This is a genomic window from Pedobacter aquatilis (assembly GCF_032678425.1).
Lineage (GTDB): Bacteria > Bacteroidota > Bacteroidia > Sphingobacteriales > Sphingobacteriaceae > Pedobacter > Pedobacter aquatilis_B.
The window spans coordinates 409717-432523 of sequence record NZ_JAVTSG010000002.1 but is presented as its reverse complement, the minus strand read 5'-3'; the positions used below and the strand labels follow the sequence as shown (position 1 = coordinate 432523).

Genomic DNA, 22807 nt, shown 5'->3' with positions numbered 1-22807 from the left:
CTTAATTACTCCCCTTTCTGATTACCTGTACCCTTTTAAAATAGTGCCTACAAAAAGGTGTTATAGTTGGATTCTTACCACCAGTTGAATAAAATCCACCTGCATAGGTGAATACATCATAGCCAAATATGGCTGACATGGTTTGAATATCTTCACGTGAAAATAGTTTAGGACTTTCACACAATTTTTTGCAAAATGCTCTGCTGGTCTTTATGATTTTTTCACCATCTATGTTTGGCCTTTTTTCATAGCTGTACATAACTTCAACTTTACGCTCTGGTTCAGTTTTGTCTTTACCAATAATATTTGCTTGCTTAAGGCGAGAGATTAAGGTTGAGATGGCTTCTTTGGTGATATCAATTGATAATTCTTTTTTGATTATCGCCTTAATTTCTGCTGGTTCTTTATCAGCTAAATCATTTTTAATGATGTAGTTTGCAACATCTTCATCATTATCAAATGCCATTTCAACATGTTTTAAGCTTGAAAATTCATCGGGTGAATATTCATTAAGGATTATGAAATTTTCTTTTAATTCACCTTTGTCTTTCACTTGTTCAAAATCTTCTTCTGTAAGTTCAAACTTTTCTCCTTTTTCAGAATTGAATCTGTTAACTGCTTTTTCTACACCTTCTAGTGTTGATGCACCAATCATTACATCACCATCTTGAAGTTTTGGTAAACCAGCTTCTGCACGTAATTCATTTATGGTTAGTACCTTTTCTTTGGTTGCATCACTAAGAACAACAGCAAACAATTTTTCTTTGTCCTTGAAGGCTACAGAAGGGATTGTTGGAAAATCAGAAAATAATCTATTTAAACCACTCTGAATTTCATTTCTAGCGTTTTTAACATAGTTGTTTTTAAAAATTTGATAAGCATTTTCTAACTCACTGGCGTTTCCAAGTGAACCTTCTTTCTCAATCCCAAACAAAAGTGAACTAGTACCCTGATGACTGGCTAAAATGTTTCTTTCAACCTTTTTGATAACTTCAACTAGTTTGCCAGCATAATCTGGTGATTCAATAGTTTGTACTTGTAAGCCTTTATCATTGATAGTATTGAAATCTAAAATATACTTCAAACCATCATTACCAGTTAAGTGACTATCAAATTTCTTAGATGCAATACGCTGGTCTTCTGGTGATGGTAAAGATGTTTTGAAACTTGAAATAATATGACCTGCTGAAAAGCCAGCTTGTATATTATTTTGAAAAAATTCATTGATAAGCATATCAGTAACAATTGATTCAATTGCCCCTGAATAATCTACTTCACTAAATATGTTGTTTACCGATGGTGTATAATTGGAATAAAAAAACATCTTAGATTTTCCATCTTCATTTGAATGTGGTATAAATCTATCATAGCTTAAAAGGTTTCTACTGTTTAAAAGCCAGTCATCAGAATAAAAGAATTTACTTTTGTTGTTATTTGGCCTAACATTAGAAATTGGTACATGAAAATAGTGTACTGGTTTATTAAGTTTAGAATAAACTACTTCAATAGCAAACATGTTGAAGATTACATAGTCTTTTGTAATCTTCTGCACCAAATCCGCTAATGTATCAAGTGGATTAACTTTGATTTTAGATATATCATTACCATTGAAATCAACTAAGCCATCACCATAAATATAATCTGATTTGCTTACACAAATTCCCTTGTGAATAGCACTTTTATTGAAAATCTTAAGTAAAAAATTTGGGTATAAATTATCAGCACCCCATTTTACAGGTTTGCTAGAATCCTTTTGTACTATCTCCTGAAATAAGGGTGTAACCTCTTTTGCAAAGTTTAAAATCTGATATTCTAAACCTGTGTTGTTATTAGCCATTGAAAACTATGTATTGTGTTGGTTCAGATTCAGGTGTTATCATCACATCTTTATTCAAGTCATTTTTCACTCTTAATTTTCCCTGTGTTGCAAGTAAATTTTCAGTTGAATAAGTAATTGAATAATTGTAAATACCAGTTTGTACAGTATCAAAAAGTGCTGTATTTAGTTGATAGATGTAAGCCCGATAAGAATCTTTTGATAGATTATTTTCAAGGCTAAATGAATGCGTTTGATTAGTTGAATCTGATTTTATTTCAAATTGAAATACACCATCAAGATTTAAGCTTTCTGCATAGAAAACTATGTTTTGTACAGGCTGTGTTAAGTCAATTAGAATCATTTATATTTTCTCGATAAATATTCTAGGGCAAAAAAAACCTCTACCAGAACGGTAAAGGCTCAAAAAATGAAGACTTTATTTTTTAGATTAATGAAGGAACTACTGTTGCATCTAATTCTGGTGGAATACCATTAGTATCACCACTGAAATTTAAGGTTGCACCATTTGCAGCTTCATCTACAGCAGCTTCATATGAAGTCAATACAAAACCACCATCCAAACCAACAACGATATATTTACCAGTTCTTAATTTTGTGATGATTACTACAGGGTTTCCCATTAGTGAATCAATAAATGCACCTGTTTTTGCATTAAACCCATCCAAGCCTAACGTATATTCTGCATTTGAAGTAGCAACACCAGAATCTGATAATTGACCAGATGCTTTTAATGCTAATGATTTTCTTGTGTTATCCACTTTTACAAATTTCTTAGAACTAGCTAAACTAATTTGATTAACTAAACCGCCAACTGTTGTTGCATAAGGTTGAGTTGAACCAGAGATGATTGCTAAATCACCATAAGAAATCATGTAATTTTCCTGAACACCAGCCTGATTTTTTCCGCATTCTTTAGTAAATGGGGATAAAGACGTACATGCCATTCTTTTAATAAATTTATTTTAAATAAGGATCAACCAGAATGGTCAACCCTGTAAGTTCTTTGCAGAAAATGAATTTGATTAGTATTTTACGTAACCAATTTCTTGTGTGTACACTGGAACTACACCTAATGAAAATCTTGTATCTAACATTAAAGTTTCAGTTGGATAATCAAAGTATGATTTGAAATCAACATCAGTCATTTCACCACCTGCTACCAAGTTTCTTAAACGAGTTGCTACAACATGTCCACCATTTAAACCATTTACAGATTTGATTTTTGAAGTAGTACCCCATAATACACCATCAGATGCAGATGCATATAAATTCAATGCAGCCATTTCAGCAACATATTTTTTATAAGTGTCCTGACCCATTAAGATATAGAAGTCATCAGCTTGTGAAACTTCAATTGGCATTGCTGCATCAATTGCTTGTAACTTAGCTACAGTAGTTGCGCCTGTTGCGCCAGATAAATTGATATATGAACCTGCTTTGATTTGTTTAATAAAACCATCAATTTGTTTTAACGATGTGCTACCAGTTAAAGTAGTATCACCTAACCAAATCATTTTTTCAATTTCTAATGATGCTTTAGCTGAATTAATTTCTGAAATCTCTTTCAAGAATGCCATTGAATCATAATTCTGACCAGCAGACAATTCACCTTTAGCCCATGTTTTTTCTAAAACACGTTCACAATAATCTTGATTGATTTTTAAAGGTTTAACAGTTAATAGTGCTTGTGATAACACTGCACCGCCCGATGGATTACGTCCACAAGCTGAACCATCAGTGATGGTGATATCAGAATCAAGTAATTGAACTGATTGAATACCTTTAGCTGTAGCATCAAAGTTTGTTAACATGCTGATGGTTTGCGCTTCAAGGATTGATTTAATAACAAATGCTTTTCCTTCTGTTTGGAACACTGGTAAAGCGGTAATATTATATGCCATTTTTGCTTATTATTTTTTGGCTTTTTCTGCCATTGCTAGGTATTTAGCCATTGGGTTATCGGCTAATTCTACCCTATTATCAGTTTGGGAAAACTGTGTGGGAATTGCTTCCAATTTTTTTAATTCTGCTGTAAAATCGCTTTGGAATTTCTCTAAGTCTGATTTGGTTGGATATGCTGCAAAGCCTTCTTTTAATTTGGCTATTTCTGCTTTTAATGATTCAATTTCTGCTAGTAATGCTTCTTTATCTTCATCTATTGCTTCTTCTGCAACTGGTGCATCTTCAACTTTTACTTCCTCATCTTCTTTAGCTGCTTCAACTTCAACTTCTGGCTCATCTTGTGGTTCTTTTACAACCTCTGCAATTTTGCCATCTGCAACTTTTATTTCTGCACCATTTGCAAGTGTATAGCTACCATCAGGTGCTGGTTCACTGCCATTTGGAGTTGAAATAAATACTTCTGCATCTACAACTAATTCAGGAAATTCTAAGGATTGTTCAGAATCTTTAATCTTTTCAGTAGTGAAGGTTTCAGCTTTGAACTTCATTACTTTATTGAACTTTTCTAAAATTGATTTGAACATCTTTTAAATATTTACAGATAAATATTCTACAGATTGTTAGCAAGGATAAAAGCATCTAACAATGCTTCTAACTCTGTAAGTAAATCGTGTTCTTTATTTTGAAATTGGAAGTCAATTTCTTTTTCTAGGTCTAAACTTGAAAAGATGCCTTCAACACTAAAGCCTTTCTGTTTGCCAGATTTTATATCACTCCAAACTGAATTACTTAAAACTTTCACACCAACTATCCAGTCACCATTACCTGCATCATCAATACCTTTTGGTGCTAACATGCCTTTATCAAAATCAACTATGTAAGATTGGAATACAAAGCTTTCAGCATCGATTGATGAATGTTCAATGTTTAAGGATTTTGAAAAGTTTTTTTGGAAAAATGTTTGTGCAATTTGTCTGATTGTATCAGCAGAAAACACTACAGCATATTCACCAAATTTGGCATCCTTGCGGTAAATTGGAACATTTGCCTTCATAGCTATTCCTATCAATTCACGCTTTTCATCATTTAAATTGAATTGATGAACATCTTTATCCTGTGAAAAGGCAATGAATTGACTTTCAACTGCTGGGGCTTCAACTAAAGAAATGGCAGATACAAAAGATTCATCTTCTGGATTTATTTTAAGTTCAATTAGTGGTAACTTCTTTATCATTTATGTTTTTGCACATAAATATTATCTAGTTAGAAACTTGAATATTTATCATAGAATGCTTGCTTTTGTGCATCAGTATTCAATTCTTTACTAGTGATATAAGCAGGTATTGGTGAAGCTGACTTGGTATTAATTGCACTCGCTACAGTATTTGCACCTGCATCATTCTGTTTTAAAACTGTACTATTAATTGTTGGTGGCGTTATCGCCCTTGGAACTGCACCGCCTGTAGCACCTTTAACTGGAACTGATAATATTGCCTTAACATTTTTTAAACCAGATAATACTGCTGCACCAGCAGCGATACCACCTCTAATTGGTGATGATGGCGTTGGAACTGGTAAAAATTGTGATGCATAAGCTTGTTGTGCTGCTAAATAGGTTGAAATTGTAGTTGATGCAACTGCTAAACCTTTACCAACAGCAGTATTTTCACCTGCTAATTCAGCAGCAGAATTTCCAGCATCTGCTATTAAACCATAAAGTGAAACCTTTGCATTCTTTTCAATTTCAGCTATATTTTTTCTTGCATCAGCATTACTTTTTTCATCTGCTGTTACATCAGCTTCATGTTTAGCTTTTAATGCTCTGATTGCCTCATTGTTTCCAGCCAGTTGTTCTAGTTCACGTTGAAATGATGCAGATTTAACTAAGAATTTAACATCTTCAATTGCTTGAAGCTTGGTTCTTAAGACATCAGGTGTATCTTTATCATTAGGTGCATTAGCGTTTTCAACTTCCAATACTTTTGCATCAGCTAAATCTTTGTAGCGTTTGTTTTCATCCTCTAAAGCTTTTTTGGCTGCATCATCTTTGGCTTTCTTTTCATCTGCATCAAATTTTTTCTTAGCTACAGCTTGTTCAGCAGCCATTGCATTTTGAAGTATTAAAACATCTTGCCCGTTCTTTTTGGCTAAGTCAATTTGCTCTTGATATTTTACTTTAATATCATTCAGAGTTTTTTCTCTCTCACTTCTAGATGCATCGCCAATTGCTTTTTCAGCAGCCTTAATATTTTCATCTGTTTTTTTCTTTTCACCATCAATAACTGCTTGCAGTCTATCCCTTTCTTGTTTAGCTTTTGCTGCTGCTGCTTTATTTTTGGTTTCTAGTTCTTTTGCCTTTTTATCAGCTTCATCTTTAAGTCTTTTCTTTTCAGCGATATCTAAAACAATTAAATCATTTTTACCTTTTCTGAATTGCTCATTTTCTTCTTCTGTAAGTTTCTTTTCAACCTCAATTTTCTTCCTTAAAAGATTTAATTCTGCTTCTGTACGTTGCTTTTTTAGCTTATAAATTTCAGCTTCTTTACCACCTTGTGCAGCTAATCGTTCAATTTGTTGGTCAATTAATTCATTACCACGTTTAACCGATGCATGTAATTTATCTAGTTCACGTGTTGCATCAGAAGTAAATCCAATGAAATCTGTAACAGCATTTTTTAATGATGTAAATAACTTACCTAACTCTTTTAAACCTGGAATAAATCTGTAAACAGCTTCCTTAATTTCATCAAAATGACCTATCAAATAGCCTAAAGCAATGACTATTAAACCGATTCCTGTACCAATTAAGGCTGTTTTAAATGATTTTGTACTGTTGGTTGCACCATCTGTAGCACCTGCAACTTGATTTGTTGCGCTAGAAAGTGCTTTACCTGCTGTTGCAGCATCCGTTGTAGCTTTATTGCTTGCAAAAATGTTTAGTTTTAACGCCTTAAATTTGTCATTCAAATCGCCAATACCATCTAAGGCAGTAACAAGTGATTGAATTTGTTGAAGTTTTTGTATTCCCTCAACAGCAGTTTCAGATTCAATACCTAAAAGTTGCATACCTGATGCCAAACCACCAACAACAGCAGTTGCAGAACTAGCAATACCTACAAAACGTCCAAATTTATCTGGATTAAATGATGCAACGGAATTTGCTAATACATCGGTTTGGTCCTTCAAGTCACCTATTGTAGCAACCAATTCACGATATTCAGCAGTGTTATCTTTTCCAGCCATTTGCAATTGAATAGCTGCCTGTGTTGCTTCTCTTAATTGAGTTTTTAATGATTTAAACGGTGCAGCAGATGCATCACCAGTTTTATTCATGTTGTCAATAGAAGTTTTTACTTTTTTTATTTCAGCATTGTATTCTGCTAGTTGTTTTGGATTATTTGCTGATTTTTGTTTGTCTTCAAGATATCTTAACTTATCTGTAAGCTGGTCAATGCTCTCAATAGTTGCACCAACATTGGTATTTACATTAACTTCTAAATCAAGAATTTCAGTTTGATTGTTTTCTGCCATTAGGTTTTTAGCAGATAAATATTCTTTTACAAAAAAAGCTAACCGATTGGATTAGCCTTGATGTTTAGCAGTAAAATGAATTTATAATTGTTCCACTTGAATCAGTTTGATATGAGTAATAAGCATCTGAATAAAAACCTGCACCAACTGGTGTTGTACCTGCTGAATTAGTAAAAATCTTTTGACCTACTGTTATATATGTCGTATAATAATAAGTACCTAAGTTGAAGCCAATACCAGCGTTATTACATGAAGATGTTTTTGATGAATTGGTTGCTAAAATTGCTTCATTTAGTCCAACGTTGGAACAACTACCAGTTACATTTATCGTTGCAGTTTCATTTGCCAGATACCAGTTACCACCCGTTGAATAATAACCAAAACTTGCACGTGAATAAATGCCATTAATCTTTTTGAAAATGATTGAACCTATCTCCAATGTTCCTGTTGAAGTATAATATTCAACAGAATCAGTTACAGCAGCACATGCATCAGTATTTGTATCTGAATAAGCTAAACTAAACTGTACTGATGTATTTATACATGCTCCGCTATTCTGATAGCCTGATAACATGTGATTGTATTCAGCTTGTGCTTGTGCATCAGCATCAAGTTGTGAAATCTTACTTGAATATTTTCCAGCAGCTACATTTACAAAGATATTCTCTGATGTAGTACAAATTGAATTGGATGTATAACCAGAAATTGCAGCAGAATAAAAAATTTCAGTTTTGTATGTATCAGCTAGATAAATCTTTTGGAAAACTGCATCTGATAGTTCAGTATTGTTATTATAATTCAAGGAAACTAACTTGAAATAACCATCACCAGATGGTGAATCAATGTAATAAGGCTTTTTGAAGTCCAGATTACTTATATCTATCTCATTTAATAGTGCTTTTGCTTCAAATGTTACTGTATTTGAATCATTATATTCAGTGATTTGATTGTTGTAAAAGGCTATAAATGCATATTTTGGTTCATTTTCATACTTATAAAACACTTCATCAGGTTGAATGAATGATAAATCCACACTAGAATTTAAATGTGTAGTGTGAAATTGAGCATAATTCAACCGATTAGAATCGTATGAAGTAAACTTCCAAGTAGCATTATCAGCAAAATCTTGATACCATTTACCAATATTGTATGATTTACAGTCTTTAACACCATTGTAAACCATTAATCTTAGTACACTTTGATACGGTTTTTTATTACCATTGCTTTCATATTTAAAAAATAATGGTTGCGTTCTATCATTCCCCTCAAAATTAGCTACTGGTGTACCTGCAAATGTTAACTCAAGACTATTTTCAGTGGTAGATTTGGTTGATGAATTGGAATAAATGTAGTTACCATATACTGAACCATATTTACTTCTATAATCAGCATTCAAATAATCAGAATCTTCTTTATAATTGAACTTATAGCTTTTGTAAATCGTTGAAAATGCTTTTTTAGTATAATCTGAATAATCAATTTTCTTTGACCAGTTCAAAGCATTGCCCTTGATTGTTGTGGTTAAACATTCATTGTAAAAATCATTGTAGCTTTCAAAAATTAAATGTTTTGGGTTTTCTGTTGTTGCATAAACATACAAATTGAAAAGATTCAAGATAGATTTAACAAAATCCTGTTGCTTGTATGTTGAAAGACTAAAATTATTCTTGAAGTCAATTAAATCGCCTTGCTCTAGTTGGGCTACACTATTGAATGAAGTATCACCAATCTTTAAACCAGAATTAGCAGGTGTTATGATAGCTTCTAAATATTCATCAGCAAGCGGTATCAATCCACCCCAATCTTTGTAATAATCGGTAAACTCAAAAGCCAACATTAGCTGTCCACCTCCAACCAGATTTAAGTTTCCTTTAACCTTGAATACTTTTGATGCTCTAAAGTTTGCACCATTAGTTTCAACCCTTTGTGGCTCACTAGATAACACTTTATCCCATCCATAAACATCAGTAGTTCTAGTTAATACATGAAGTGTAACTGTTGCATCTAACTTATCTTCTGCATGTCCATTTCTAGGAAAGTAAGTTTCAAAATCAATTCCAACTGATGCTTCAATTGAAGTAGAAATTGAACGTAATACATGAAACACATTTTTAGTATAATTTAGATATGCAGATGTGTTTGGTTCTAAAAATGAATTAATGAATGAAATGTTGTTCCAGTTTGGCGATACCTGTAAATTCTGTGCATTGTTAACGCTTTCATAAATATACTGGTTTCTACCTGTCCTGTAACGTTGTGAATTGGTTTTAGCTGCAACTAATAGCTTTTCACTATTCAAATAATTAACTAAATACTCTGAATTGTTTGGAACAACCAAGGAATTAAACATTGATTGAAATTGTGTAGAACCAGAAATACTGTAAGTATAATCTGTTTGAGCAAAGATTTTATTTAGGTATTCAATCAGATAGAAACTAGGTCTGTAGTCTTTAAATGAAGCATTTTCAACGGTTGCTTTATCTGGATAAATTGAAGTTCCATAATCAGAAGTACCATAAACATAGCCTTTACCAAGTTGGAAAGGTGTTGATGTGCCGGACTTTTGAATTGAAGTTGACCAGCTATTGAAGATATTTTCTAATGTATAACGGTGATTGTATTCAGTAAAATCTAAATCGCTTAATAGTTTATCAGATAATTTAACAAAGAAATTATTGATATAACCAGTAATTGAAGCTGAATAAGTAATTACACCGTCTTTAACATTTGATTCAGTAATCTTAAATAACCCTTTACTTAATAAGCTATCATTTTCATAAAATAATGCTTCAACCTCTCCGTTTATATTGTAGTTATAAAATAAATCTTCATTAATATTCTGGTTGTTGAATACATTTAAATTGAAGCAATTTCCAAGAATTTTATTATTGTTTTTGGTTGCCTTAATAGTAATATCTTTAGTGATTTTATCTTTTCTTCTGGTGATGTCATTGATATCGGCAATGTTAAAATCTGTATAGCTTAAAGATAAATCTTCAATGTCCAGCTTTCCATAATTACCATTTTTACCTAATAAGTAAATGCTTTGATTAGTCATTCTTTTTTAAGAATAAATATTATCAGCAGCACAACCCTAACAAAAAAAAATGCTGATGCTATTGCTAACATCAACATCCATTTAAATCTAATCCTTAATTATCACTACATTATAAATTCAATTAAGTTTTAAAAAAAAATGCAGAAGTAATTTCTTACCCCTGCACTACCTTTGCTAAATAATCCTTAATTAATTCCTTATTAAAATAACATTAGAAATTAAATAAGGTTTAAAAAAAAATACAGACATAAATCCTTACATCTGTATTTTGATAATCAAAAACTAGAGTTAATAATGATAGAAATTAACTTACTCTCCCTAACATTAGAATGAGATTAAAGTTTTATAAAGTTTCTTCATTGTTTTGAAGGGTGGTATTATCTTCACTTCTGGTCTTCTCAGAACCTCCACCGCTACCACCAGTATTAGTTGGTGTTTGCCCTCTATCCCTTAGTAGAAAGTAACCTGCTATGGCAAATGCTGCCAGAATTAAAAAGAAATATATCATAGTTATTTTAGTTTAGTTTTAAATGTTATCCTTGATGGGCTTCAAAGGTTGTTCCCACTGGTGTAATTGTATTTACTACAGCTTTTGAATAAGCTGCACCAAATGCTGGTTGATAGGTTGTATCATAACTGCCTGACCACTGACCAGCAGGAATAGTTACATAAAAATTAGCATCGCCAACAGAACCACCAATACCATTATTATTTGAATCAAAACTTTGAATTGTACCAATGATTGTAACATCTTCTGTTTTCAATGCTGACAGCATAGCATTAACGCCATAGAATGTACCATTACCAAAATCTTGTTGAAGCAGATAAATATTTACATCTTTTGGTGCTTCTGGTGGTGTACAATATATCCAACTGGTAAACTGTCCATCGTTACCAACCACAAATACTTTAGTTGTATCACCCTGCAAGCCAACATAGTAACCAGCGTCAATGGGTAAAGTAAATTCATCATCCTTGTAGCCATAGATATTTGTACTTGAATTTGTGTTTTCTGGTACTAAAGCAAGATTTACATAACTAGCGTTATCCATCCAAATAATTTTACTTACCTGATTTGAAGCATCGCAAACAGAGGTTCTAAATTGTGACCCAAACTGATAAATTGGTTCAGTGCCACCAAATGAAACTTCATCACCTAAAAATTCACCTTCTGGATTGATTATGTAAGGTTTTAAATAGATAATTTGTGTTGTATTATAACTGGTGTTGGCTATTTCTGTTGGATAAATGCTAGTATCTTGCCCTTGATAATCTTGATTAACAATTATTTTTCTCCACGTGTTATCACTGCTTCCTTTAACATAATAACCATGCTCTGTACTACCATCATAATAAGCAGACTTAAACCATGTAACCAGCTTAATATAATTGACCGCTGTAATCTTTATTTGCTGAATACCAGCATGTGCTAGTGTATTTAAACCACCATCGGTGTATGAAGTTTGCACACCTCCGTTTGCACCACGTCTTCTTAATGCTCCAATTCTGTTGGGATTATGATATCTGATATTATTTCCATTTTCATATACTAACCCCACAAAACCGCTATTAAAATCAACATCATTTACTGGAAATATATCATCCAAATAAAATCTTGATAATAAGGTTGCTTTATCAGCTTGCAAAATTGCACGACTATGGTTGACCAATTGCCCTGATGGGTCATTAGCACTAAAATGATGATTGTAATATGCTCCGCTTGGTGCTGCCATTGAATATTTTATCTATACATATTCTTTAAGCAACCCAAATTGCCCCCACGATATTTGAAGGTGTTGTAGGAATGATTAGAGCATGTGGTGCATATACTGCACCAGTGAAATAAGCACCACCTGTTGTTAGATTTAAACTGAATGTTGTACTTCCACCGTGTCTACCAACTATTTGATGATTTGCAGAATGTATTGGTGAATTGTAGCTGTAGCCTAAACCATAGTGATTACCTATTGAATCCCAACTGTCACCAATTGTCCAAATGATTTTATCTGTAGTACCTGCTGTATCATAGTCACCAGCTAAACCTTTGTGTGTTGTAGATTTAAAACCGTTTACCGTTACAATCCTATTACCATTTATTTCATTCTGTACTAAGAACCCTTTACCACCATATACCCTAACCCAAGTTGAATCCTCCATATATACGCCAGAACCGTATGTTGAATTGTACCAACCAGTGTTACCATTACTTCTAAACCAGTTATCAGCATTTACAGAACCTGCTAGACCTGAATCATAACCTGCTATAATTCTTCCACCATGAACATAATTTGAACCATAAACAGAATTTGAAGCACTCAATACATTTGTTGCAATACCGCCAGAATGCCAATTTAATACACCTCCACTATTAATATATAACGGTGCTGCATAATTCCCAGGGTAATGAAAAGTTATACCAGCGTTAACACCCCTTACTTCAAGTGAACCTTGATAAGTAACAGAACCATCACCACTTGAAACAGTCGTTAATTTTGAGTTAGCAACAAAACCTAAACTATCTGTTGACCAAGTATGATATTTTGTGCCATCCCACCAATTTTCTTTCCAATCTAAAGTAGCACCATCTGCATTCCTACTAATATATTTATGGAAAATATCACCCCTTTGATTTTGTATAGAGGTATAATAAGGTGCGCCATCATTGGTCATGTTTAAACTAGCACCATTATGTAAGTAAACATTTCTATAAGCGTTAGGATTACGTACAAGCATTGCATCCCAAGTTTCATTAGTCGTATCTGATACCCTTGAACTATCAACCCTAACACCATATGTATTAATACCATTCCAACCCATTAAAGTTGGATAAGTACCAGTCCAAGCCTGTTGTGAATTAGCATTGTTTATAGCAGCACCATTTGGTGCAGTTGATGAAGATGCATCAAAAATAACGTGACCGTTGCCATAATTTGACCAGCGTAGCCATTTTGCAACACCATTATCAACTGTAGCATTACCAATATCTGTTAGAACTTCTGAACCATAAATATTTGAGCGGTAAGCAAAAGAACCTAAACCTAAAAAGCTTTGAACTGCACCAGCAGTGAATGACCTGTGGTAGTTGTCACCACTGTTTAATTTACCTACAATATAGCCAAGGCTACCACCATTAACATCATCAGTTGTATTAATATAAGTGTTTTGGATATATCCATTAGCATCACGTTGGACAACACTATTTCCAACTGATGAAACAGAATAAGTAAATTGTGCAGAAGTCCATACTTGATACCAATTATTCCAAGTACCAGCATCACCATTTTTGGTTCTGAATGCTAAGTTAACGCCTGTACCATAATTTGAATTTAGCTGCAAACCATAACCATTTGCCCCAAAATGTTGAAGTGAACCAACGTAGGGTGCATTAGCTGCATAGGTGAAATTATTTGTGTGTTCTGGAACTGTGTTAGCATCTCCTGTGAAAGTGTTGTAACGTTGGAATAAACCTAAGTCTGGTTTGTTAGTAAGTCCGTTATAGTCACCGCCAAATAAAATTGAATTTTTCCATTTACCTAAACTTGAATCATAAATAATACTTTGACCATTAAGCGGTGAAGATATTTGTGTATCAAGCAAAGCACTTAAATAACTTACACCAGAACCACCGCCCGTAGAACCAGTTGAATTTGCATTTGATAGCCAAATAGCATTTACAGTATTTGATGGTGTTGATGGAATTACCAATTCACCAGTCAATGCTACATTACCGCTAACACTCATATTTAATCCAGATGTGTTACCCCTTGAAAGGACTGAATTTAATGTATCAGTTTCAACATAGCCAGTTATAAACCCTGTATCATTATTAAATTGTGATAACGATGTAGGTCTTGAAGTAATTTCATTCCATGAAGGAACATAATTGATATTTTTAAATAAGCTGTTTGATTGTGCTGATGTATAGTAAGCACTTAAATCAGTTATTGTAGTTTGGTTAGTCCACTTGTTACCATTGTAAATTAAAGCCTGTCCACTTAATGGTGTTGAAAACGCAACATCTAGCATTGCAGCAAGGTATGATACACCTGAACCACCACTTGTATTTCCTGTGGAATTAGCAACTGATAACCAAATACTGTTAGGTAAGTTTGATGGTGTTGAAGGTATTACCAGTTCACCAGTTAACGATACTCTACCGCTAACATTCATACTTTTAGCTGATGAATTGCCACGACCTAAAACAGTATCAAGGGTATCAACTTCTGTATATCCTGTTATAAAACCAGCACCATTTAATAACTGATTGTTGTTAGTTGGAATAAAAGGTTTATTTATTAATTGATTATAGTCATTTGTTCCACCGCCAGTGTTTCCAGTCTGGTTTAAATATCTAGCATCCGCTTGTGCTTTTGTCCAATAATTAGCAAAGCTTGCATTTGTTAAATATCCTTTAGATAGTACATATGATTCTGTTGCATAGCCAGCAGGGTTTAGTGTTAATGGATAAAACCTATTATTTGATTCTGTTTTGGTATAAGCATCAATTGAACCACCACCGATTGTTGAATAAGTTGGTGATAATTCTGAATAACAATAAACAACATCATCAGCAACTAATGTAACTATCAATGTAATGCTATTTGGTTGCATGTTAATCGGAACATCACCAGCCAAACCAGCACCAAGTATTACTTTATGACCACCAATTGAATCTTGTTTAACAATTATTTGTGTACGTTTCAAAATTGTTGAAACATCGCTTTGTGATATTGTTGTATCTCTAGTTAAAAGAAACCTTTCTAAATTTTTATTTACAAGCATTGATTAAAGATTAACTGTACCATTGCTGGCATTATGATAAACCACACCATTATTATATGTTGGTGGTACTGGCATGTTGATGAATTGAATGCTTGCGCTTCCAACTCCTGAACCAAATAAGTCTGACTTTGATGGAATGAATCCCGATTGAGTTGAATAAGAAATATTCAATCTATTCAACTTGTAACCATTTGTTCTACGTAGCAAAACATCATAGTTTGTTTCTTTGATATTGATAGGCAACAATGTCTGGTTATCGCTTAGTTCCAAATAAACATTTTCAGAGGTGATTAACTCTTTCAACATTATAGTTTCTTCATCGGTTAAGACATCACTAAATATTTTAAAAGTTGATTCTGATGATGATGAAATAAGTTTTTCTGTTGGGTTAATTATTCCGTTTGAATGGTCTGAATACACACCATTATCTAGTTGCAAAGGATTAGTTTTAAGCTTAGTTTTAGCAACAGCAATGCTTTCAATTGGATTGAATAAAGTAAACGATTCTACACCCCCTAATGAGTTTGTCCACAATAAATTTACTGGTTGCAGATGACATGGATAACCACCAAATAAATAAACTTTCTCCTGACTAACTACATTATCAAAACCATCTAAAAGGTCAACACGATAATGGCCGATGTTGGTGAAATCTGCACCATACAAATTGTATAATGTTTTTGGCGATACATTCAACCTGATAACATTACCTGCTGGTAAATTAGCAATGTAGTTAGCAACTTGAACCCCTGCAATATTGTACAATCTGATTCTAGCTTTAGCTGCTAGACCATTATTAATGAAATAAAGATGCTCTGTTGAAGTAGCTGATTGTTTACTGATTTGTTCTTTTAGTGAAAGGAACTTACACGTGTAACTTCCGTTAACAACATATTCATTTTGATTATAAACAGTAAATAGCAGCCTATCAAACTTAGCATTCCAAACAGTGTAATTATCAGTTGGAACATTATATACTGCACCAGATATAACAACACCATTATCATTAATCTTTTCAGTAATGATTAAACGATATGATACTGATGCATCATCAATGGCTGCTGCCAATACATTAGGTGAATTGTTAACCTTAGTTTCAACTAGGTTACTTAAAATTGAAGAAAGGTTGAAAGAAACACCATTAGGATAATCAGGTCTTACATAAAACTTCTGATTAATGATAGTCTGGTTAGATGGTACTTGAACCACCTGTACCTGAAAATAAACGATATTGGAATTATCGCTGGTTAATTGAAATATGATAGGATTACCAGCAGGTGTAAAAGATGCTGGTGCATTCTGAATTGTAATCATCTATGGTCTTTTAAACCATAAATATTCTTTGGTAGGATTCTTTAATTAGCTGATTGAATTAATGGGATGCCCCATTTAATAAAAGCATATATTGCACCAACAATTGTTATTGCTTTAACAATGAAATCAAATGTATTTTTCACATCATTGTTACCGTACCATTCATGAAAACGTCTTGAAAGTCTTTTCTTTTCTTCTGGTGCTATTGGAAGCACTTTAGGTTTACCATGTAAAACTTCACTTGCTGTTTTATTATCTGCTATCCGTTTATCTTCAATTATCTTTTCAGCCAATGCTATATTAGGTGTTGGTTTAGGTTTAGGATAATTAACCCATAATTCAGATTTAGGTTGAAAGTAACCAATTGCATCTGGATTATTTTTGAGTGCCGTTAAATAATCAACAGGTTTAGATGTTGCTTCTTCTGAGTTACCATTCTTTGCATCTTCATAAATTTTTAGAAAATCGGGGGCATCATCAATGATTGGTTTTGGATTAATGACAGATTGATAACCACCCTTACGTAATAATTTAATTCCGTTTATATTGATTTTATAATATTCAGTTCCATTTAAGAATACTACATGTGTATATCCTTCATCCAATAGCTCATCAATTACCTCTTTTGAAAATCTATTACCAGAACTATTAAAAAAATATTGCGGAAATTTTTCCCTTAAATTGTTAACTATAATTGTTGACCTTAGCCCAGATGTTTTCTCGTGCAATAGTTTCAAAACAAAATCATAAAACTCTATAGGTGGTGTTTCCATAACACAAAGATAATGTTAAGGTTAATTGAAACTAAAGCATATTATAAACATTCTTACCGCAACTACAAATTACACTCTAGCCATTTATAATTGAAATCATTTACTAGTCTTCTAACCAATACATATTGTAAAATGGTTACTGTGGAGAAATTAGCCAATTCAATCACATTAACATAACGTATTTTTAAGAAAATTTCTAAATATGCTTAATTATCTCCTTTCAATTCCTTCAATAGTTTACATTGTACTAATTGTGATTTTCACTGCAATTTCAACCATAATTCCTCTATGTGGCGTGAAACTAAGAGATGGTAGAGGTCATCAAAAATGGTATAAGGGTTTTAAACCAGCAGGTTACATTGTAATAGTTTCTGTACTAATTGCAACAGCGATAACAATAGCAAAGGAAATTGTGACAGAAGAATTGACTTCAAGAAAAGAAAAGGCTAATAAAGTTATTGCAGATAGCTTAGCTAGAAAAACAGAAATGCTAAACACCTTGAAACAAAGAGAAAATAATGCTATAATCATCAATACCTTTGTGGCTAGCTTTAAAAAGCAAGGGATAAAGACAGATTCAGCACAATCTGCTTTAGAAAATCTTTTAAATGAAAATTCAAAAAAAACGCCAAAGCAAATCCCAAGTGAATTAATACTTGAAAATATAGTAGATAAAGGGTATCAAAATGGTTACCTAAATTTAGAATTTTATTATGCATCAAACCACCAAACCGCTAAAGATATAGTTATAGAAGTTATTCCATTTATTGACAATAAAGATAAAAACATACTTGTTTATCAAAGCGCAATTTTAACCAATGGTGCAACTGTTGAACTTGGTATTATGGGCGTTCTACCATTAGCGATAAAAGTTGATGATAAAGCTAAATCAATATCTTTTGCACAAAAATGTACTTGGAAAGATGAGGACGGAAGTCCTCATAAAGAAACATATTTTTCAGGTATCAATAGAGGTGAAAATGGGATATTCAGTTATCTAAAATCTGAATATCCCAGAATAACTAAAGCGATTAGGAAACGTCACCCAAAATTTTAAATCTATTTCTTCTTATTGAAAATATCCTGATTGAAGCGGTTTTTAATCGTTGAAATGATATTTGCTTTAACTGTAGATTTTGTTACTTGTTTAACCTTATCAATGTAATCAGGTATAAATTTTTCAAACACTGGTACTGGTGCTGAACCATGCTTTTGTCTATTTTTAGCTATACCCCATGAACTACGCTTAATTAGTTCTTCATCGGTAAGGTCTTCAAATGGTGATGGCTTACCATAGAAAAATTCATTGTTCCTTAGATTGATATTCTTTCTGGCTAGCCATTCAGCAAATGCACTAGGTGGTGGCATTTTATCTGAATAAAAGTGTGGTGAATCTGGTGCTTTATCAGATGTTTCAGCACCCCTTGTTCCTCTATCAACATATATTAAATGTTCACTGCCATATAGGTAAACATGGTTATCTTCAATCTTCATTGAAATATCTTCAATCTTACCTGTTGTTACAATATCGGCCGCTTGTATTCTTTCTTTTATTTCTTCAATAAAATCACCAGTAACAGATTCTAATGAACTTAACTCAAAGATAAATTCATCAGTGCTTGTACCTAATGAACCAAGCTGGTCAATCTTATTTTGGAACTGTGAAGCCTTAGATGCTTTTTTTAAATTATCTGCCATTTTTTAATTCTATTAATTCTACTTCATCTTTGATAAGTGTGGCAAACATTAGAACCTCATAACAATTGCTTTGAAGTACTGCTGTCATAGTTTCATTTTTCCAATCACTTACATTCTTAGCGATTAGTAACCAGCCCCATTTTTTTTGATGCTCGCCAGCAACCATTGCTTTTTCTTCTGCCAGAATATCTTTACTATCTGCACCAGTATTTTGAACAATAAAGAAATTTGAAAATATATTAAGCGTTTCTTCATTATCCGACTTTGCAAAAAAAAACAAGCCATAGCATCTTCTACACTTACATTTTCAACATCAACACCATCTGGTGCAAATATTTTAACTATTTCATGTAAGTTATCAATTGGTTCTTCTGCTAGCTTTTGGTAATTTATGTATGATTGAAAATCTAATTCATTTAATTGTTGCCACTTAATATTACTAATACCAATTGGTGGTGTCCCGATGAACAGTAATCTATTTTGAATAGCAGTTAATCCTTCTGGTTTAATATCAACCTGATTAATCATTTGGTTTGTAAACACATAAAATGCAGCTTGTAATACTTCTGCATCATCATCTAAATCTTCAATAATCGGTAATAGTTTTAAATAGTCTTTTAGTTTAACCTGTGACCATGAAGCAGGTATTTGTTCTAAATATTTCATCTTCTTTTTCTCAATAAATATTCTTGCTAGAAGAAACTAAATGATGATAAGAAGTTGGTGTTTTCTTTTACTGTCTTAAGATATTTAAAAGCCATTGCCATTGCGGCAATAGTATCGTCATGACAGCCATTGATGGCTGAATATTTAACATGGCCTGTATTGTGATTGTACTTCCATTCAAACGTTGAAAGTTCATCACCTGTAATCTTATTGAACTTCAATAAACCCTTTTCAATAGCCAGTACCATTTCCATTATCAGCTTTGGTTTACTTGCACCAGTAAATTCAAACCCTATTAAGTTTTGTACACCATCAGCCAGTAATGATTCATAAATACCATCACCTATTGAACCATGTGTACTATCTACGACTTTTAATACTGATGCTGGTAATGCTTTAATTTTTTGTTTAGTAACTTCATTTGGTGATTGAAATCTATCAAAATAACTCATTTTACCATTTACATCTAAACCTGTTATTACAGTCCAATCTGAATACTTTGCAACGTCAATACCATATACTACAGTTGGTTCAGTAGAAAGTACATCAATTGTATTTTCTAGAATGTATTTCATTGCTACAACTGCGCTGGCATTCTCGCCAGCTACAGCCATTATTTCCTGATTGAATACTGCTTCTGGTGTAGATTCTTTCTTCTTTGCTAGTTCATCTTTATTCAGATGTGGATTTTCATAGCTTGAAAAATGGAAGTTTTTCCAATCGGGGTTATTGGTTCTGGTTAGTTCAAAAAAATAATCCTTACCACGAGGGGTTGAAACAAATATGGCACGTGAATTTGGTGCATAATCCAAAAGCGTGTTTGACATTGCACCTTCCCAACCTTCTTTAAGATTTGGTATGTAAGCTGCTTCATCCACCAGAAGCAGATGGAACTTTTGCCCTCTTAGATTATCTAGTTTTTCACCTGTATAGAACGTTATGAAGCTTCCATTGATTAAGGTGATAGTTCTATCAGTTATATTACTAGATGCAACTATATCAACTGGAAACAGGCGCAACATATCATTAAAGAAAGTCTTACCTAATTCATAAGTAGGCGTAACATAAGCAACACGTGTATTTGCTTTAGATAGTTCTAATAAAGCTATGGTTTGAATTATCCAGCTTTTACCAAATCTTCTACCACAAATCAGTGTTAGAAAACGTATTCCTGATAAATATGCTTTGAGAACCTTAAGCTGCGCTTTATGTGGTGGCGGTAACTTGTAATGCTTTTGCTCTCTCACTAATCTTCATCTTCAATACCTTTTATGTTATCCAAATCAAAAGTGAAGTTTACATCAAAACCACCACTTAATTTAGTATCGTTTTCATTCTTTGTTGCTGATAATTTAGGCTTAACATAATTCATTAAGTCTGTATAAAGTTGAAGCCTTCTGCTTGGATTAACTTTATCTAAATCATCTAATATTGTACCCTCTAAAGCATTCATTACTAATTCTAATGATGCCTGAATTGCTGCTGTTTTTTTATTGATTGTGCCTTTTGCACGTCCACCAGTTTTTGGTGTTCCTTTTGCCTTTGCCATTCTAATCTATTCTTTTATAGATAGATATTATGGTATGTTGTATATTTGAATTGAATTAACAGCTTCAAACAATGAAAAAATTCTTACTACTCTTAACCTTCTCAACATTCTGGCTAACAGGTTATTCACAAAAATTATCATTAGCTAGATTGAAAATCTTCACAACAAGTGATGTTGGTGGAATAAGTGATTTTCTTGTGGAACGTGACTGGGATTATTTACCAAATAACCCCGATGAAGTTAAAGATGATGCAGTAAGGAAATTAGTTTGGGCTTTTGATTATAAACCACTTGAAAAATATGCTTTAGCTTATTTGAATGTTTTACATGGAAATGCCTTTGGTAGCATCGTTGTTTATGAGATTAACGATAAAAACATTTATACTGAAATTATTAATGCAGTAAAAAATGAAGGTGCTACAAAAACTTCATCGGGTGTAAACGATAAAGGTGATATTGAATCTAAATATGAGACAAAAAGCTACAAATACACGTTCATAACTTCACCAGAGCAACATATCATTACAGTTGTGAATAAGGAAAAGATGCAAGGTGGATTGAATGACATGTTGAAATCAATGCAAGAGAAATACAGAAATCAAAATTGATATAGTTTACTTCTTGTAGTGACTAACATAATCTTTCAGATAAGATTTAATTATTCCATAAATATTCTGGCACAATTGATTTTAGAACAGTATAGAAAGCATCAATTTGAAAAGTCCAAAACTTATTGCAACACAAAGTATCAGTAATGTAATGATTAAATACACTGGATTTTTTGAACGCAAAGTTATACGAGAAGACAAATATTTAAACGTCACTAATAATACAACAGCTTCAATAAATAAGAAGAAGGGTACAATTGCAATTTTGATTGCAGATGGATATTCATTAATAAAATATATGTATAAGCCTAATGTGATTAGAGTAAGTCCACAAATAAAGAAAATGGTTTCAAACATGTAACCAATATATTTTAATGGTGTTTCTTCCATATTTGAAATACTGTCTGATAATGCGTTAAAATAAGTAATACATTCTTTAACAAGAATATACAGTAACACAAAGTTAACTGCTGTACATCCGCTTATCATTATCAAACTAGCCACGCCTTTTTCCAAACTCATAGAAAAAATCAATAAGCCATTTAGTATTCCAAAAACTGAAAGTTTGTTTGCTATGGTATCAATAAATCCACTGAATGATAGTTGCTGAGGCGTATTTTCCATACCCCTAATATATTAAAAAACAGCTAATGTAACCCCTATCAAATACGTTGAAAAATTAGACTTACCTTTGTGTTGTGGGAATCAATGGAGATTTTCACTTAAATAAATTATCTAAAAATGTTTTTAATTGTTGCAGCATCATTAGTTGAAATTCTAGCTTTATTGATATCAATAACAGGATTAGTTTTTCAAATTTGCGAGTTTTACAAAATGAAAAAACCTACTGAAAATCAGCAGGTCTCATCATTTACTTTGTTAGTTTTTCCTCTAACTTATCAAGAATCTCAAAAATCTCACTCATTACGTCTACATTTTGCCAGTGGGTTACATCGTAACCATTTGACCATTCACCACAAGGGTTTCTATAAGCCTTTTTAACATCACCGTTTGATAAATTAACCAGAACTTTAAGATTATCTGGTGGCATTTTATCTCGGATATCTATCCATTTAGCCATGCCCA

At 32.7% G+C, this 22807-nt stretch carries 21 protein-coding genes; 2 read left to right on the top strand and 19 right to left on the bottom strand.

The window, feature by feature from the left end; translation table 11 throughout:
- Position 1: 1 nt before the first annotated feature.
- The 13 genes from R2Q16_RS07870 to R2Q16_RS07810 all read right to left on the bottom strand — a co-directional run bounded on the left by R2Q16_RS07870 (position 2) and on the right by R2Q16_RS07810 (position 17200).
- The gene (locus R2Q16_RS07870; protein ID WP_316736287.1) at positions 2 to 1837 is read right to left on the bottom strand and encodes a hypothetical protein; all 1836 of its coding nucleotides are present in this window, start codon (positions 1835 to 1837) and stop codon (positions 2 to 4) included.
- Complete coding sequence (locus R2Q16_RS07865; protein ID WP_316736285.1) at positions 1830 to 2180, bottom strand: hypothetical protein; 351 nt, start codon at positions 2178 to 2180, stop codon at positions 1830 to 1832. The genes R2Q16_RS07870 and R2Q16_RS07865 overlap by 8 nt, the downstream gene beginning before the upstream one ends.
- Positions 2181 to 2262: 82 nt before the next feature.
- Positions 2263 to 2784: a hypothetical protein gene (locus tag R2Q16_RS07860; RefSeq protein WP_316736284.1), complete on the bottom strand. Its 522-nt coding sequence runs from the start codon at positions 2782 to 2784 to the stop codon at positions 2263 to 2265.
- A gap of 78 nt (positions 2785 to 2862) precedes the next feature.
- Complete coding sequence (locus tag R2Q16_RS07855) at positions 2863 to 3741, bottom strand: hypothetical protein (protein ID WP_316736282.1); 879 nt, start codon at positions 3739 to 3741, stop codon at positions 2863 to 2865.
- A 9-nt stretch (positions 3742 to 3750) separates the two neighbouring features.
- A complete protein-coding gene (locus R2Q16_RS07850) occupies positions 3751 to 4326 on the bottom strand; it encodes a hypothetical protein (RefSeq protein ID WP_316736279.1) in 576 nt (191 codons plus the stop codon).
- A gap of 26 nt (positions 4327 to 4352) precedes the next feature.
- Positions 4353 to 4976 carry an XkdF-like putative serine protease domain-containing protein gene (locus R2Q16_RS07845; protein ID WP_316736278.1) on the bottom strand — a complete coding sequence of 208 codons (624 nt, stop codon included), beginning with the start codon at positions 4974 to 4976 and terminating at the stop codon, positions 4353 to 4355.
- A gap of 29 nt (positions 4977 to 5005) precedes the next feature.
- Entirely contained in the window at positions 5006 to 7273 is a 2268-nt protein-coding gene (locus R2Q16_RS07840) for a hypothetical protein (RefSeq protein ID WP_316736277.1), read from the bottom strand.
- Between the two features lie 64 nt (positions 7274 to 7337).
- Positions 7338 to 10331 (bottom strand): DUF5977 domain-containing protein, encoded by a 2994-nt coding sequence (locus R2Q16_RS07835; protein ID WP_316736276.1) that lies wholly within the window; start codon positions 10329 to 10331, stop codon positions 7338 to 7340.
- A gap of 343 nt (positions 10332 to 10674) precedes the next feature.
- The gene (locus R2Q16_RS07830) at positions 10675 to 10839 is read right to left on the bottom strand and encodes a hypothetical protein (RefSeq protein WP_316736275.1); all 165 of its coding nucleotides are present in this window, start codon (positions 10837 to 10839) and stop codon (positions 10675 to 10677) included.
- A 25-nt stretch (positions 10840 to 10864) separates the two neighbouring features.
- Positions 10865 to 12064 (bottom strand): hypothetical protein, encoded by a 1200-nt coding sequence (locus R2Q16_RS07825; protein WP_316736274.1) that lies wholly within the window; start codon positions 12062 to 12064, stop codon positions 10865 to 10867.
- Between the two features lie 25 nt (positions 12065 to 12089).
- A complete protein-coding gene (locus R2Q16_RS07820) occupies positions 12090 to 15113 on the bottom strand; it encodes a hypothetical protein (protein ID WP_316736273.1) in 3024 nt (1007 codons plus the stop codon).
- Positions 15114 to 15116: 3 nt separating this feature from the next.
- Complete coding sequence (locus R2Q16_RS07815) at positions 15117 to 16427, bottom strand: hypothetical protein (RefSeq protein WP_316736272.1); 1311 nt, start codon at positions 16425 to 16427, stop codon at positions 15117 to 15119.
- 41 nt (positions 16428 to 16468) lie between these two features.
- Entirely contained in the window at positions 16469 to 17200 is a 732-nt protein-coding gene (locus tag R2Q16_RS07810) for a hypothetical protein (RefSeq protein ID WP_316736271.1), read from the bottom strand.
- 202 nt (positions 17201 to 17402) lie between these two features.
- Here R2Q16_RS07810 and R2Q16_RS07805 point away from each other — a divergent pair, with 202 nt between their 5' ends.
- A complete protein-coding gene (locus R2Q16_RS07805; RefSeq protein ID WP_316736270.1) occupies positions 17403 to 18257 on the top strand; it encodes a hypothetical protein in 855 nt (284 codons plus the stop codon).
- A gap of 2 nt (positions 18258 to 18259) precedes the next feature.
- On the opposite strand, the gene R2Q16_RS07800 is transcribed toward R2Q16_RS07805, so the two are convergent.
- The 4 genes from R2Q16_RS07800 to R2Q16_RS07785 form a co-directional block, all read right to left on the bottom strand.
- Positions 18260 to 18898, bottom strand: coding sequence for a hypothetical protein (locus R2Q16_RS07800; RefSeq protein WP_316736269.1), 639 nt, complete (start codon positions 18896 to 18898; stop codon positions 18260 to 18262).
- 123 nt (positions 18899 to 19021) lie between these two features.
- Positions 19022 to 19564, bottom strand: coding sequence for a hypothetical protein (locus R2Q16_RS07795; protein ID WP_316736268.1), 543 nt, complete (start codon positions 19562 to 19564; stop codon positions 19022 to 19024).
- A gap of 26 nt (positions 19565 to 19590) precedes the next feature.
- Positions 19591 to 20811: a terminase large subunit domain-containing protein gene (locus R2Q16_RS07790; protein WP_316736267.1), complete on the bottom strand. Its 1221-nt coding sequence runs from the start codon at positions 20809 to 20811 to the stop codon at positions 19591 to 19593.
- The gene (locus tag R2Q16_RS07785; protein ID WP_316736266.1) at positions 20811 to 21113 is read right to left on the bottom strand and encodes a hypothetical protein; all 303 of its coding nucleotides are present in this window, start codon (positions 21111 to 21113) and stop codon (positions 20811 to 20813) included. Before R2Q16_RS07785 ends, R2Q16_RS07790 begins: the two co-directional genes overlap by 1 nt.
- Before the next feature lie 71 nt (positions 21114 to 21184).
- On the opposite strand from R2Q16_RS07785, the gene R2Q16_RS07780 reads away from it, so the two are divergent.
- Complete coding sequence (locus R2Q16_RS07780; protein WP_316736265.1) at positions 21185 to 21721, top strand: hypothetical protein; 537 nt, start codon at positions 21185 to 21187, stop codon at positions 21719 to 21721.
- Positions 21722 to 21802: 81 nt separating this feature from the next.
- On the opposite strand, the gene R2Q16_RS07775 is transcribed toward R2Q16_RS07780, so the two are convergent.
- Positions 21803 to 22345, bottom strand: coding sequence for a hypothetical protein (locus R2Q16_RS07775; protein ID WP_316736264.1), 543 nt, complete (start codon positions 22343 to 22345; stop codon positions 21803 to 21805).
- A gap of 247 nt (positions 22346 to 22592) precedes the next feature.
- Entirely contained in the window at positions 22593 to 22802 is a 210-nt protein-coding gene (locus R2Q16_RS07770) for a hypothetical protein (protein WP_316736263.1), read from the bottom strand.
- Positions 22803 to 22807 lie beyond the last annotated feature (5 nt).

What these genes read in the sequence shown, in the direction of transcription:
- R2Q16_RS07870 (WP_316736287.1), bottom strand. Translation starts at nt 1,837, where the DNA reads ATGGCTAATAACAACACAGGTTTAGAATATCAGATTTTAAACTTTGCA.
- R2Q16_RS07865 (WP_316736285.1), bottom strand. Translation starts at nt 2,180, where the DNA reads ATGATTCTAATTGACTTAACACAGCCTGTACAAAACATAGTTTTCTAT.
- R2Q16_RS07860 (WP_316736284.1), bottom strand. Translation starts at nt 2,784, where the DNA reads ATGGCATGTACGTCTTTATCCCCATTTACTAAAGAATGCGGAAAAAAT.
- R2Q16_RS07855 (WP_316736282.1), bottom strand. Translation starts at nt 3,741, where the DNA reads ATGGCATATAATATTACCGCTTTACCAGTGTTCCAAACAGAAGGAAAA.
- R2Q16_RS07850 (WP_316736279.1), bottom strand. Translation starts at nt 4,326, where the DNA reads ATGTTCAAATCAATTTTAGAAAAGTTCAATAAAGTAATGAAGTTCAAA.
- R2Q16_RS07845 (WP_316736278.1), bottom strand. Translation starts at nt 4,976, where the DNA reads ATGATAAAGAAGTTACCACTAATTGAACTTAAAATAAATCCAGAAGAT.
- R2Q16_RS07840 (WP_316736277.1), bottom strand. Translation starts at nt 7,273, where the DNA reads ATGGCAGAAAACAATCAAACTGAAATTCTTGATTTAGAAGTTAATGTA.
- R2Q16_RS07835 (WP_316736276.1), bottom strand. Translation starts at nt 10,331, where the DNA reads ATGACTAATCAAAGCATTTACTTATTAGGTAAAAATGGTAATTATGGA.
- R2Q16_RS07830 (WP_316736275.1), bottom strand. Translation starts at nt 10,839, where the DNA reads ATGATATATTTCTTTTTAATTCTGGCAGCATTTGCCATAGCAGGTTAC.
- R2Q16_RS07825 (WP_316736274.1), bottom strand. Translation starts at nt 12,064, where the DNA reads ATGGCAGCACCAAGCGGAGCATATTACAATCATCATTTTAGTGCTAAT.
- R2Q16_RS07820 (WP_316736273.1), bottom strand. Translation starts at nt 15,113, where the DNA reads ATGCTTGTAAATAAAAATTTAGAAAGGTTTCTTTTAACTAGAGATACA.
- R2Q16_RS07815 (WP_316736272.1), bottom strand. Translation starts at nt 16,427, where the DNA reads ATGATTACAATTCAGAATGCACCAGCATCTTTTACACCTGCTGGTAAT.
- R2Q16_RS07810 (WP_316736271.1), bottom strand. Translation starts at nt 17,200, where the DNA reads ATGGAAACACCACCTATAGAGTTTTATGATTTTGTTTTGAAACTATTG.
- R2Q16_RS07805 (WP_316736270.1), top strand. Translation starts at nt 17,403, where the DNA reads ATGCTTAATTATCTCCTTTCAATTCCTTCAATAGTTTACATTGTACTA.
- R2Q16_RS07800 (WP_316736269.1), bottom strand. Translation starts at nt 18,898, where the DNA reads ATGGCAGATAATTTAAAAAAAGCATCTAAGGCTTCACAGTTCCAAAAT.
- R2Q16_RS07795 (WP_316736268.1), bottom strand. Translation starts at nt 19,564, where the DNA reads ATGAAATATTTAGAACAAATACCTGCTTCATGGTCACAGGTTAAACTA.
- R2Q16_RS07785 (WP_316736266.1), bottom strand. Translation starts at nt 21,113, where the DNA reads ATGGCAAAGGCAAAAGGAACACCAAAAACTGGTGGACGTGCAAAAGGC.
- R2Q16_RS07780 (WP_316736265.1), top strand. Translation starts at nt 21,185, where the DNA reads ATGAAAAAATTCTTACTACTCTTAACCTTCTCAACATTCTGGCTAACA.
- R2Q16_RS07775 (WP_316736264.1), bottom strand. Translation starts at nt 22,345, where the DNA reads ATGGAAAATACGCCTCAGCAACTATCATTCAGTGGATTTATTGATACC.
- R2Q16_RS07770 (WP_316736263.1), bottom strand. Translation starts at nt 22,802, where the DNA reads ATGGCTAAATGGATAGATATCCGAGATAAAATGCCACCAGATAATCTT.